Here is a 12897-nt window from a genome sequence, read left to right as displayed (position 1 = left end):
CCATCCCTCGTCGAGCAGTTTAACATCCTCGCCGCGTGAGGCTTGCGGGTGGAATAGCCCTCTTTCTGTCTTCATCGGAAATTCGCGACAGAACCGTCCAGACAACGGATCAGGCGAAATCACGTAGCTCTCCGAAAGGGCGGTTTCGTCCCTCAGAGGTGTTAACCATCAGACCAGTATCGCCCGGGCGCAACTCCCGCCTACATGATAACCTTAGCCATAGGACAAAGGGGTTTTTATGGGTATCGATAGAGGGCAGCTAATCGCAGTATGCCTCATAGGAGTTGCGTTAGCTTTTGGGATCGGCCTCATCTACCTGAGTGTTCTGCTTCTGAAACGAACCTGGACGTGGGTGGTGGGCACCGGCCCCCGATCGGAAAGGCAGTCCGAGCAGACAACGCCACAGGAGCTTAACCCGGGATCACTCCATGCAGCTCCCATCGCTGCATCTGACCTCTATGTGATCAGGTCCAACCTGACCGCGGTATCCAGACAATTTGAGGATTTGGAGCGAAAGCTCCGGTTGAGCGAAGCTCCCGGCAGCAACGTCATCAATCTCAAACGCAAGTAGGCACCGTTCAGCGCTGACGAGCCTGCATCAGACAGCCGGGAATGGGTCTCTCCAAGGGCTTCGCAGGCCTCCAGACGATGCAAGCCGTCCACCAGAACAATGCGCTTGCCAGCAGGCCGCACTGATCCTGCTGGTCGAGCACGAGCGGGGGTACCGGCTACTATTCGCCTGTAGGCCAGTCCACTTCTCTATTCTTTGGCGTTCAAATCCTCATCGAGACGCCTCAGCCACTCGCGATCGAACAACTCAACAATGGCCCGGTATGAAGCCGTGCTGGGCTGATCGAGTCCGGGTCCATCGCCTGAGCATAGGAACTCTGACAGTCGCTCATCGATCGTCTGTGGCGACGAGACTGAGAGCCCAAGAGAGGCGAGATCCTGTGCAAAGGAGCTCGCTTTGGCGAGATAAGCATTTGCTGACTGCCAGTGTTCGCTCTTCTCGGGCAGTCGGATCATGACGATCCGGGTCACAGATGGGCTTGAGTCAGGACCGATCAGCGTCGCCCCACACATGAGCCCGCCCAGCACTCTGACCGGAGCTGTGGGAGGAAACAGGCAGAACATGAACTGAGCATCGCCTGTAGGTTCCTTTAAGCTCATGTGCATCGCACGACTGCTCAAACGTACTAGCCCACTCACCTGAAGGCGACCTGTTGGCAGAGACTCTGAATAGGTCACCTGCGGTCCTGCGGCAGACTCAGCGTCGGCAATCAACAGTTCACCGCGGATGATCTGGCCGCGAAAGTATGGCGACCACGCGTTGGAGTAGCAAACGTAAGTCCCTGTGAGGTTAGAATGTGTCTCATTTGCGTTGCTGAAGCGTGCAGCATGCATTGACATGCTTTGGAGGCGTAGCGTCTCCCGGTCCACATCGTGCCGCTGCGCAATCACATCCAAAAAGGCCTCGAACTCGCAGTTAGCAATCCATTCGGCACTCTGATCAAGCTCTAGGACGAGAAGCCAATCCTGGTAGAGCCTAACATCTCGCGGGCTGGAACGCCCCTGCAGCCACTTGTGGGCTCGTTCGATGTCGAATGTCGTGGCAGCGTTTACCCGCCTGAAGGCAGCCGCCAGATCTTTGCGGGTGATCAACCCGAGCGCGATAGTTGTCGCCCGCAGTTTCCGGTCGATATCACGCGCCATCCAATCACCTCTTGCAAACAGCCTCGGCAGTATCTTGGCCAGGTGCTCCTGCCTGTGGCTATGGAAATTCCAGGCAATTCCACTGAAATCCATCTCCTTCCACATGTCGGACATTGAAGGGTCATCCGAATTTGGTGACGGTAGGTGGAGCTTTCTGCTTGGCCCGATCCTAACCAGTCACTTCTCCAGAGATGAGACTAACCCGGCGGACCAATCCTGCAGATGCTGAACGCGCCGCTCATAATGGCGAGATCACTCGGGAGGCCGTCATGAGAGTCAAGCTTCTGATAGGAATAGCAGTGCCTCTGGTGTTCGCCTCTGCCCCTGCCATGGCCTTCGGGTTGCTGGGCCTCCTTGGCAGCGTCGCGAGTCTTGCTGTTGGTGCTGCTGGAGGCGCTGCCCTCTCCTCCGGTGGTGTCGGCCCCGCAGGCCGACCCGGAGCAAAGGCATTTTCTCCGGCACTAGGCGCCGGGTCCAGTGGCCAGACAATATGGGCCGCAACCGGCTCGGTGGACGGGTTCGCCAGCCTTATGCCGTCCGGGAGCCTGGCAGTGCCTCAAACGGCTATCCGGATGAGCGATCTTGGCTGGGTGTATGGACCCCCTGACACTCTCAAAGGGCTGGGAAAGTCTTTGCGGAGACGACCTGGAGTGGATCAGCGTACCGTACGCCTGTGCCGTGATGCCCTTGCTCGCACGGTCGTTGCTCATGGGGCGGTTCAAGTTGAAGCAGCAAGTGCCGGCCGCTCATCGCGCCAATCCTCTGTCACCTTCGCGCCACTCACCGCCCGGGTCATCTACCGTCTGCCAGCCGGCTATGAAGTGAAGCAAGCCACTATCACCTGTCAGATGACAAGAGCCGGTGTTGCTGTTTTTGCGCCATAGTTGCCGGTTCTCTCTTGATGCACTGCTCGTCGGCATTGAGCTGTTGGCTGTAAATCGACTCCCGCTGTGTCCGCTTCTGCTTGATCTCACATCGCACGATCAAGCATGACAGATCAAAGTTCCCCCGCAACCGACTCTCGGTTCAGGAGACAGATGATGGTCATCCCTGTACTGCTTGCAGCCTCCACGCTGTTAGCCGCCTCCCTTGCCAGCGCTCAGGCTGATGAATACTCCAAGCTTCCCAGCGCCAGTATTCTGCCGAAGGGCACAGTGAAGATTTCCAGTGTCGTGCCTGGCATGGGCGAGCATTGGGCTAACCCGAAGGACCTGCCGCTCGGCCCGACCTACTGCGTCTATAAGGGCAAGGTGATCTGCATCGAATACATGATCTCCCAAGCGGGCAAGTCCTGGCCGGAACTCACCGGCCTCAAGAGCTTGCCGCCGATCGATCACATCAACATGGGGTTTGAACCCAAAGGCCACGAGGGCTACGAGGTCCCGCACTACGACATGCACGTCTATTTCGTTTCCCCCTCATTGCTCAAGCAGATCAAGCCCGAGCAGAAGGCCGCGAAGGCACACTAAGCTAGTCAGGCGCATGACAAACAAAAGTCGAGCTGATGCTGACCTGCACGAGCTTGAATTGAGGAGAATGATCTCACGCAGCAGCACGCTCCGGGGATCTAGGGCCTGTGGGTGCTGTCAATTTAGACAGCGGAGAAGTTGGGCTATGCACACATCAACAAACGAGAGCTTGCGGCAGGATGAAGTTGATCGTCGCGATATCAGAGTTGCATCTGGGGACGCTGCTGAGGCGTCGGCGCCTCCAGTTCAAGACGGTGACTCGTCTGAGCTGTTGGGAACCGCACCGCAGGCTCTTCCACCTCACGTACAGCTGATTGAGATGGGTACGGCCTATTGGGTATCTAGAGTGGTCTATACGGCAGCCAAGCTGGGGTTGGCGGACCATCTCGACAGCAAACCTATGGCTGCTGCGGAGTTAGCGCAGCTAGTGGGAGCGCATGCGCCCTCTCTGCACCGGTTCATGCGGACCCTGGCCGGCTTGGGTATTCTGACCGAGGACAAAGCCCAGCGCTTTGCTCTCACTCCTTTGGGAGCAGCGCTCAAGACCGGAGCTCCTGGTTCCGCGAGGTCTAGCGTCTTGGCACTAGGCAGCCCCTGGTGCGCAGCCGCTTTCGACAACCTTGAGTATGCCTTGAAGACAGGCAGAACTGGCTTTGAGAAGGCTTTGGGGATACCAATCTTCGACTACCTAGGGCAACATCCTGAGGAAGCGTCCTTGTTCAGCGAAACCATGGTCGGCTTCCATGGTCAGGAACCACCAGCTGTGGCTGACGCTTACGACTTCTCCGGCTTCAAGACCGTCGTTGATGTGGGGGGTGCCACGGGCAATCTGTTGGCGGCTGTCCTGGCCCGACATAACGAGCCAAACGGCATCTTGTTTGACATGCCACATGTCGTGCGTGATGCGCCTGACCTTCTGAGAGAACGCGGCGTCGCAGAGCGCATATCCATTCAATCGGGTGACTTCTTCAAGGGCGTCCCTGAAGGAGGAGATGTCTACCTGTTGTCACACATCATCCATGACTGGAGCGAGGACCAGTGTGTGACGATCCTGAACAATTGTCACAAAGCTATGGCGCCTGACGGACGCCTCTTGCTTGTCGAGATGGTGCTGCCCCCAGGCGACATACCGCATCCGGGCAAGCTGCTGGACATGGTGATGCTGGTGCTACCCGGAGGCCAGGAGCGCACCGAAAGTGAGTATGCGGCCCTACTGAGCAAAGCGGGCTTCCGCCTCACAGGGGTGATTCCTACAGCATCTGCTGTGAGCATAGTAGAAGCCATCCCGGTATAGAGCGAGTCTAACCTGATCAGATCTGTTGTAAACTTGATCGTCTTTTCGCCGGAGCTACGGCATGAGCGACGTAAGTGTTGACTGACGGGCCTTTACACCTCCCGCACCTGCACGGCCTGCATGGTCATGATGCTCTACGACCTCACCGCCGCTGTGTCGCAAATTTTGAGATGAGATGCGGAAGGGCCAATCGCTCGGTAGAGCGTTCAGGCGGCAAGCAACTCAAACTGCTCGATCAGCGATGGCTGCGGATTGCGGGCATACTTCCCCTGCTGTTTGCGCATCATGTGAACCATTTCAATTCCGCCTAAGATCGCGCGAGCGCTGTTCGAAGACTTGAACCCGAGCATCGGGTACACTCGCCGCTTGATGGCCCGATGATCCTGTTCAATCCGGTTGTTGAGATACCGACTCTGCCGGACCCGGATCGGCTTCAGATTCTGCCGTGTTTGGTCTTGCAGCCGGTCTGTCGTGTCACAGGACACGATCGCCTCCCGATTGGTCTGACTGCCATCAATGACGATCCTCTCGGGCCGGCCATGTCGCTTCAGTGCTCGCGCCAGAAAACGCTTAGCAGCAGTGAGGTTTCTCCGCTCGCTGAACCAGAACTCGACGGTGTCACCGTTGCTGTCGATGGCACGGTACAAGTACATCCAGCTGCCGCGGACCTTGATGTAAGTTTCATCGATATGCCACCTGCCGGTGACAGCTCTCTCCCGCCGGTTGAAGCGCTCCAGCAGTTCGGGTGAGTAACGGATAATCCATCTGCGGATCGTGGCATGGTCGACCGAGATACCGCGCTCAGCCATCATCTCCTCGAGGTTCCGCAGGCTCAGATTGTAAGCCAAGTACCAGCGCACGCAGAGCACAATCACCGAGCGATCGAAATGACGGCCTTTGAACATTTTGCGCCTCCGAAGCCTGCCGGAGGCGTAGACCGAACTCAGTTACTAATCGGTTTGCGACAGTTCCGCCAGGGTCAGTCGGCGACGCGACAATCCGATCGAACCGGTAGCGCGGCGCCGCCACAATGCGGATCAGGTTGACGTAGATCCCGGCCCGCTCTGTGGATGAATGCGGGCACTCAGCTCCGCTCGTCACCTTGCTTGACGATAACCGGCACGATCATATCACCCCAGTATCCGCGCTCAGAGTGGCAGCGCTTGACCCGCTGCAACTCGATGGACAGGCCATGATTGACGCAGTTCATCACCGCCTCATTCACCCGATGAAGCTCATTGGCAAGGATGCGGATGGCACCCTCTTGATCAGGAGACATCGAGCTGGCAGCGTCTTCAAAGCGGCTCTTCAGTTGTGGCTTTTCAGAGATCGTCATGTGCCTCACTCCTGCTAATGTTAATGGCTGACCGCAGCGTTCACTCTACTGGGACGTTTGCGGCCTCTGTGTCCTTGGGCTTTGGTAGAACGCGGGTGCGAGGTGCAATCGACTAGCGTCCGCTTGGACAACGCCCCGCCTGCTGATCTTTTAAGCCGCGAACTGGTTCATGGTGTTGTGCGCGCCGCCGGCCTTCAGCGCGGCCTCGCCGGCGAAATATTCCTTGTGGTCGTCGCCGATGTCGGAGCCGGCCATGTTCTGGTGCCTGACGCAGGCGATGCCCTGGCGGATCTCCTGCCGCTGAACGTTGCGCACGTAGCCGAGCATGCCTTCGCTGCCGAAATACTCCTTCGCCAGGTTGTCGGTGGAGAGCGCCGCCGTGTGATAGGTGGGCAGGGTGATGAGGTGGTGGAAGATGCCGGCGCGCTTGGCTCCGTCCGCCTGGAAGGTGCGGATGCGCTCGTCGGCTTCCTTGGCGAGCTCTGTGCCGTCGTAGTCCACGCTCATCAGCTTGGCGCGATCGAATTGCGACACGTCCTTGCCGGCCTTCTCCCATGCATCGTAGACCTGCTGGCGGAAGTTGATGGTCCAGTTGAAGGACGGCGAGTTGTTGTAGACGAGCTTCGCGTTCGGAACCACCTCGCGGATGCGGTCGACCATGCCGGCGATCTGATCCACATGCGGCTTCTCGGTCTCGATCCACAGAAGATCCGCGCCGTTCTCCAGCGCCGTGATGCAGTCGAGCACGCAGCGGTCCTCGCCTGTGCCAGGGCGGAACTGGAACAGGTTGCTCGGCAGCCGCTTCGGGCGCAGGAGCTTGCCGCCTCGGTTGATCACCACGTCTCCGTTCGTGCAGTTCTCGGGGGTGATCTCCTCGCAGTCGAGGAAGCCGTTGTAGAGATCGCCGATGTCGCCCGGCTCGCGGCTGAAGGCGATCTGCTTGGTCAGGCCTGCGCCGAGCGAGTCGGTGCGCGCCACGATCAGGCCGTCATCGACGCCAAGCTCGAGGAAGGCGTAACGGATGGCCCGGATCTTGGCCAGGAAGTCCTCGTGCGGAACGGTGACCTTGCCGTCCTGGTGGCCGCACTGCTTCTCGTCCGAGACCTGGTTCTCGATCTGGAGGCAGCAGGCGCCCGCCTCGATCATCTTCTTGGCGAGAAGGTACGTCGCCTCGGCATTGCCGAAGCCGGCATCGATGTCGGCGATGATCGGGACAATATGCGTCTGGTAGTTGTCGATGGCATTCACCAGCTCCCGTTCCTTGACCATGTTGCCGCTCTTGCGGGCGCCGTCGAGATCGCGGAACAGAAGCCCCAGCTCGCGGGCATCGGCCTGACGCAGGAAGGTGTAGAGTTCATCGATCAGCGCGGGCACGCTGGTCTTCTCGTGCATGGACTGGTCGGGCAGCGGGCCGAACTCCGAGCGCAGGGCGGCCACCATCCAGCCCGACAGGTAGAGGTAGCGGCGCTTGGTGGAGCCGAAATGCTTCTTGATCGAGATCATCTTCTGCTGGCCGATGAAGCCGTGCCAGCAACCCAGGGACTGGGTGTAGAGGGACGGATCGGCGTCATAGGCGGCCATGTCCTCGCGCATGATCTTGGACGTGTAGCGCGCGATGTCGAGGCCGGTTTTGAACTGGTTCTGCAGCCGCATGCGGGCGACCGACTCAGGCGTGATGCCGTTCCAGGTGCTCTGGCCTTCGATGAGAATCTGAGCCTGCTTGATCTGATCTTGGTAAGCCACGGTCGTATTCCTCGTTTTGTGAAGGTTGAACGAGGAAGTACCGGATGCGTTCGGAGCCGGGAAGGGAAGTTAAGGTTCAGGTGTGAAGCTTTACAAGACAAGCAAAGTCAAAATGTAAATTATTGACAATTTATAGAATCTTCTCGATCAGCACCAACTCTTTGATATTCCTGAAGGACCCCGGCCGTGGTGCTTCTGCGCCCGCTAATGCTTTGATCTTTATCGAAGATCGTTCATCCTAAAGGTGAAGCCGCCCTGAAGGGGCAGGGCGACGGCGACCCCTGTCATATCGTGACACAGCGGATGTCACTGTCTTTACAATCCGGTGCGTTGTAGAGTACAGCCTGCACGCAGTGTTCGAGCCAGAGGCCAGCGTCATTCCGACATTGGTTTTCTGATGCGCTTGGGAGCTATCGCTTTGGCCTACGGATACTCACCTTCCAAGGTGAAGCCGGCCTTGAGCACCACCTGATAATGCCGAACCTCGCCGTTCTCGACGTGCCCACGGGTTTGCACCACCTCGAACCAACGCAGGTTCCTCAAGGTCTGGTCGGCACGCTTGATCGCTGTTTGGATTGCATCATCGATGCAGCTGGTCGACGAGCCCACCAGTTCAACGATTCTGTAAACGTGATCGGACACCCTACCCTCCTTGCCTCTACCAAGATCACAGGTGGGGCAGAGGATCGCACCTGCGAGGCCGTCGCGCGTTCAACAGTCGTGTGAAACAAGGATCAGGAACATCGCCGCTGCTGACGTTGATCAGTGGTCGGGGTGTTCCCATAGGTGTGAGGAAGCAGTCGCTCAAAGCTGCTACGAACTGCGCCGTAGCACTCGCACGAGGCGCCTTCCAGCCCGGCACGGTCCGTCACCGTGATCACACCCCTACCCTGTTTGATGAATCCTGCTTCCTGAAGCGAACGGGTGATGCTGCTGACGGTGGAACGCTGCACACCCAACATGTCGGCTAGGAACTCATGCGTGAGCGGGACGGCATCCCGGTCGAGCCGGTCGTGCATGCTCAGGATCCAGCGGCAGGCGCGGGCCTCGACGCTGTGAACCGCATTGCAGGCCACGTTCTGCAGAACCCGGGCCATCATGGCCTCGCTGAAGCGTAGCACCAGTTGCCGCACCTTCGGGCGCTGGGCGATCACCTCATGCAGGCGCTCCATCTCGATTCGGGAGGCAGTGCCGGTGGCCTGCACGATGTAGCGCCCGAAGGATTGGACCGCCGTCACGGCACTCACCAGGCCCAGGGCCCCTTCGCGGCCATAGACCGCCATCTCGGCCGAGCGGCCGTCCTTCAACACGGCCACCAAGGACACCACTGTGTCATGGGGAAAGCAGGCATAGCGCAGGGGATCGCCTGTCTCATACAACACCTGATCCTGCTGCAAGCAAACCCCGTGCAGGTGCGGCTCCAGTGCCGCAAAGTCGTCCGGCTCTAAAGCCGCCAAGAGGCGATTGGCGCGATGGTTTATCTTGGGAGCCGGAGCAACAGCGTAGTTATGAGGTTTCATGCCCCAAGCTAAACCGGCGACAGGCCTAAAGGAAAGTCCGAAATCACATCTCAGTTTGCCAACGTTTGCCGCCAATTGGAGTGGCAAACGTTTCTTTGGCGGACAGCGCCGCCTAGCTGGCCTCGATCGTCGCCGCAGCAGCGGCATGTCTTTCCAAGAGGAAGGCGGTCGGCCAAGTGTTCCTTGGTAGCCGGGGGTATGGTGGGTCTAAGGGACTGGATTGCCGCTCAGGTCCTGTGGGAGGCTGTCTTCCGGCGAACAAGGCCCCAAGATTTTGCCAGTTGCAGCGAGGATGAGATGCCTGCATCAAGCATGAACGGCCCGGCTCCTCCCGCCTTTGTCTGAGCTTTCGTCCGGCGTACGGGCGTGCCATGGCCCATGCCATCGATCAGGTACAACTCGATGACCGTGTTACCCTTTCTGTTCGACCATGCCCGTCTGCGGTGGCCCGCAACTGACGTCTGATCAAACACCTCCTCATCAACGCCGTGCACGTTGGTCCACTGACTGATCAACGCGGCTGCATTGGAGGCCGCAACGGTCCTGTCCTCTGTGCCGTGCCAGATCGATACCGTAGGCCGCGGGCCGGTGTAGTACGAAGCAGAGCGGACGAGGTCGCCCCATTGCTCGCCGCTGCGCGTCTGCGGTCTCTTCATGGCGGACATGACCTGGCGCAGACCGGAGGCCGCGCCATAGGGAAGACCCGCGATGATCCCGCCACCGGCAAAGACCTCCGGGTAGGTGGCCAGCATCACCGATGCCATGGCGCCACCAGCCGAGAGGCCTGTGACAAAGATCCGAGCAGGGTCGATGCTGTGGGTCCTCCGCATGCGCGTCACCATCTGGCGGATCGACAGTGCCTCGCCTGAGCCCTGTCGCGCATCGTGGGGCTGGAACCAGTTGAAACAGTGGTTCGGGTTGTTGGCCGGGGACTGCTCGGCATAGACAAGCGCAAAGCCGTGCCGCCGCGCCAGCATCGACCAGCCGCTGCCCTCGTCGTAATCGCGAGCCGTCTGCAAACAACCGTGCAGTACAACGACCAGGGGCGCGCTGTTGGACAACTGCGGTGGAACGTAGGTCAGCATTCGGAGATTGCCGGGGTTCGACCCAAAGGAGGTGACCTCAGTCAGCTTGTCCTTCTTGGGCCGGGTCCTGCGCGGCTTGGTGATGAGCTTGCGCGAGATCTTCGTGGCCCTGACGAGGGTCTTCTCCCAGTGGCGCTGGGCTTTCAGAAGGTGGGCAATCGGAAGCTTCAGTCGCATGCGCACCCACTGGGAAGGTTTTTAGACAAGAGCGTCTCGCGCCGGGAGACACACGCAATCGACCAAGGATCAGATGCAGAAAACCGTCCTGCGGTATTACCCGATCACTGATGTGGGGCTCCCGGCCTGTGAGCCGGGAGCGTATTCAAGACGACACTTTAGCGCGCACGCCGAGCGTGCTCGGCTCGTGCTGTGAGGGTCCGAGTGGCCTCCTGGGCCACCTGGGTGCTGAGCTGCGCCAGACGTTGGCTGTTCTCGAGCATGCGCTCAACATTGCCACGAACCAGAGCACTCTGGAGGTTCAAGAAGTCCGGGATCGTCCGGCAGCTCAGAAGATCGGCCATGCCCTCCAGGTTCTTCAGCAGGCGCTCCTGCCGTAGCCCGAACCACTCCAGCGTGATGGTCCCAGCTCCACCGGCCAAGATCCGATTGGAGCGGGCCATCGCCTGAAGGTACTCCGGCGTCTGATCGAACAGAGTCTGAGCCTCTCGGCCCTGACGGCCTAAGCTTTCCAGCTGGCGGCCGCCCAACTCGGACGCCGCTTGAGCACCGTCGTGAACCGCGTCCTGCGCCGACTGATCGAGGCTCCTGACGCTCTCCGGACCAGCCTCGATGGCTGCCGACAAGGTCCCGCCTGTGTCTGACACAGCGTCGGCCGGCTTGCGGCCGCGCCGGGCTCGCCGTGGTTCAGCGGCCGCCTGCCGGGTCTCCGCGACCTCCTCCTCGACCTTCTCGACGACGGCGTCGACCTCCTCCGCGCTCAGAACCTTGAGCACCACCGGCAGCAGCTCGTTCTTGTCGTTGCGGATGTGCTGCTGAAACACCTTCCGCAGCTCTGCCACCTTGGCCAGGAACGCATCGGTGTCCTTCGGGGTGGCCGCGAGTTCATTCAGGAGAGCTTTGGTCTGCTGCTGATCGTCCCGCGCCCCACGGGCCAGATCTGCCGTCTCAGGGTTCTGCTCCAGCACTGGAAAGAGGTGCTGTTCCTGCAGGCTGGCCAGAAGCTCCAGCTCCTGGCTCAACGCAGCAAGCAGCTGTTCGCGGAGCTCGACCGCCTCATGTGAGGTGTCGAGGAGCTGGGCAAAGAGTTCGTTGGCTTGATCAGGCGGGGTTTGGCCGATGGTTCGGTTGGGAGTCATCATTCCTCGCAAAGCTGGAGGGAGCGGTCTGGACCATCAGCAGCGTCGACGCTGGGTGCGCTGATCGCAAGGCCCCGACCTCTCCGTTGGGGACAGAACGTCGGATCGATACGCTGAACTGGGAAGACTGAGGCACGGAACTGGTGCCCGAGGCAGTTGTGGGGCCGCAAAGACTAACCTTGGCTTTAGGGCACAAGGATCCATACCGCACCGCAGCATAACTTTGCAACAACAGGCTTTGATCCCTTAGCAGGCTGAGGCATCTTAGTGCGGAGAAGGCGATAACAAAGGAAGAAATAGCCGAAAATCAGCATATTGTGCATTGCACAAATCGTCTTGACATTCATTGTGCAATGCACAATATGAAGGCGCCGGAGTATGATACGGCTCAATACCTGAGAGGCGCCGGGCGCCCTCACCTTTCGGAGATCCCTGATGAACCAGCAGTTCGAGACCGTTCAGAAGTTCGGCAAAGACAGTTTTGAGGCTACCGTGAAGGCCTATGATGTGGCCTCCACCGGCACCAAGGCGATCGTTGTCGAGACAGCTGATTACGCCAAGAAGTCGTTTGACCAGAATGCCGCTACGTTCGAGAAGCTGGCCGGCGTCAAGTCGCTTGATCAGGCCATCCAGATCCAGAGCGACCATTTCAAGAGTGCCTACCAGGGCTTCGTCGCGCACTCAACCAAGGCCCGTGAGCTCTATTCCAAGCTGGCCCAGGACAGCTTTGCGCCCTTCGGCTTCCTGCGCTCTGCCGCAGAGGCAGCCGTTGCCCCGACCAAGTCGGCCGCTCGCGCAAAGTAAAGATACGGCTTCATCAGCCAGTTCAGAACGCCCACCAACTGGCTGGGCGTTCTCGTGCGTTTAGCACGGTGTGCAACCCAACTGATGTGATGCGGTGCAGGCACTCGATTAGCCTCACGGCAGGCTCAATGTCCGGACATCCGTGAGGCGATGGCTGCCAATTCCGTGCGGCTGGAGAAGAATCAATGCTGGGACCTTGGATGAAGCTAACAATGGACACAGCTCTTCTCGGTTTGGAAGCGCAGAGCGTCATTGGCCTGCGCCTGATGCAGATCGCCATGGGCCAAGGCACTCCGTCCGAAGCGCAGCTGATGATGACCGAGAAAATGCTCGCCTTCATGGACGCAGCCACGACTGTCGCGTCCGGTGGGTCGGCCGAGGCGATCATTGAGGGTTACCGAAGGCGTGTTCAAGCCAATGCGAGACGCCTGCGAGCGGCTTGAGGGATAAGCCGATCACAAACCTCGCTTCAGGCCTGCCCGCAGCAGGATCGTGGCATCTGATCACGCCATATACTGGCCGCCGTTCACCGACAGGGTTGAGCCGGTGACGAAGCCGGCGTCGTCCGCTGCCAGGAAGAGCACGGTGCGGGCGATCTCCTCCGCCTCGCCGAGACG

Annotated in this window: 13 protein-coding genes; 4 read left to right on the top strand and 9 right to left on the bottom strand. The window is 59.5% G+C overall.

Features of this window, described 5'->3' with window-relative positions; translation table 11 throughout:
* Positions 1 to 759: 759 nt before the first annotated feature.
* On the bottom strand, positions 760 to 1827 hold the full coding sequence (locus IC232_RS31580; RefSeq protein WP_190848908.1) for a hypothetical protein: 1068 nt from the start codon (positions 1825 to 1827) through the stop codon (positions 760 to 762).
* Positions 1828 to 2753: 926 nt separating this feature from the next.
* Between IC232_RS31580 and IC232_RS31575 the strand changes: the two genes are divergently transcribed.
* Both IC232_RS31575 and IC232_RS31570 read left to right on the top strand, forming a co-directional pair.
* Positions 2754 to 3182 (top strand): hypothetical protein, encoded by a 429-nt coding sequence (locus IC232_RS31575; protein ID WP_210335575.1) that lies wholly within the window; start codon positions 2754 to 2756, stop codon positions 3180 to 3182.
* A 13-nt stretch (positions 3183 to 3195) separates the two neighbouring features.
* Positions 3196 to 4476, top strand: coding sequence for a methyltransferase (locus IC232_RS31570; protein ID WP_312895277.1), 1281 nt, complete (start codon positions 3196 to 3198; stop codon positions 4474 to 4476).
* Between the two features lie 206 nt (positions 4477 to 4682).
* Here the strand turns inward: IC232_RS31570 and IC232_RS31565 are convergent, their stop codons facing one another.
* The 7 genes from IC232_RS31565 to IC232_RS31535 form a co-directional block, all read right to left on the bottom strand.
* Positions 4683 to 5381, bottom strand: a complete 699-nt coding sequence (locus IC232_RS31565; protein WP_190848906.1) for an IS6 family transposase — start codon at positions 5379 to 5381, stop codon at positions 4683 to 4685.
* A 179-nt stretch (positions 5382 to 5560) separates the two neighbouring features.
* Entirely contained in the window at positions 5561 to 5812 is a 252-nt protein-coding gene (locus IC232_RS31560) for a hypothetical protein (RefSeq protein ID WP_190848905.1), read from the bottom strand.
* A gap of 150 nt (positions 5813 to 5962) precedes the next feature.
* Positions 5963 to 7555, bottom strand: a complete 1593-nt coding sequence (locus IC232_RS31555) for an isocitrate lyase (protein ID WP_190848904.1) — start codon at positions 7553 to 7555, stop codon at positions 5963 to 5965.
* A 423-nt stretch (positions 7556 to 7978) separates the two neighbouring features.
* Entirely contained in the window at positions 7979 to 8197 is a 219-nt protein-coding gene (locus IC232_RS31550) for a dodecin (protein ID WP_190848903.1), read from the bottom strand.
* Between the two features lie 92 nt (positions 8198 to 8289).
* Positions 8290 to 9075, bottom strand: a complete 786-nt coding sequence (locus tag IC232_RS31545) for a Crp/Fnr family transcriptional regulator (RefSeq protein ID WP_190848902.1) — start codon at positions 9073 to 9075, stop codon at positions 8290 to 8292.
* A 227-nt stretch (positions 9076 to 9302) separates the two neighbouring features.
* Positions 9303 to 10337 carry a PHB depolymerase family esterase gene (locus IC232_RS31540; protein ID WP_210335573.1) on the bottom strand — a complete coding sequence of 345 codons (1035 nt, stop codon included), beginning with the start codon at positions 10335 to 10337 and terminating at the stop codon, positions 9303 to 9305.
* 158 nt (positions 10338 to 10495) lie between these two features.
* Complete coding sequence (locus IC232_RS31535) at positions 10496 to 11476, bottom strand: phasin family protein (protein WP_190848900.1); 981 nt, start codon at positions 11474 to 11476, stop codon at positions 10496 to 10498.
* A gap of 435 nt (positions 11477 to 11911) precedes the next feature.
* Here IC232_RS31535 and IC232_RS31530 point away from each other — a divergent pair, with 435 nt between their 5' ends.
* Together IC232_RS31530 and IC232_RS31525 are read left to right on the top strand one after the other, a co-directional pair.
* Entirely contained in the window at positions 11912 to 12280 is a 369-nt protein-coding gene (locus IC232_RS31530; protein WP_190848899.1) for a phasin family protein, read from the top strand.
* Positions 12281 to 12492: 212 nt separating this feature from the next.
* Complete coding sequence (locus tag IC232_RS31525) at positions 12493 to 12723, top strand: hypothetical protein (RefSeq protein WP_312895276.1); 231 nt, start codon at positions 12493 to 12495, stop codon at positions 12721 to 12723.
* Between the two features lie 60 nt (positions 12724 to 12783).
* Here the strand turns inward: IC232_RS31525 and IC232_RS31520 are convergent.
* Positions 12784 to 12897 (bottom strand): SDR family oxidoreductase (locus IC232_RS31520; RefSeq protein ID WP_190848897.1); only part of this gene is annotated, 114 nt, incomplete at its 5' end.

The sequence above is a fragment of the Microvirga sp. genome (assembly GCF_014699075.1).
Classification (GTDB): Bacteria; Pseudomonadota; Alphaproteobacteria; order Rhizobiales; family Beijerinckiaceae; genus Microvirga.
The sequence above is the reverse complement of the archived record's forward strand: the minus strand, read 5'-3'. Positions and strand labels throughout refer to the sequence as shown.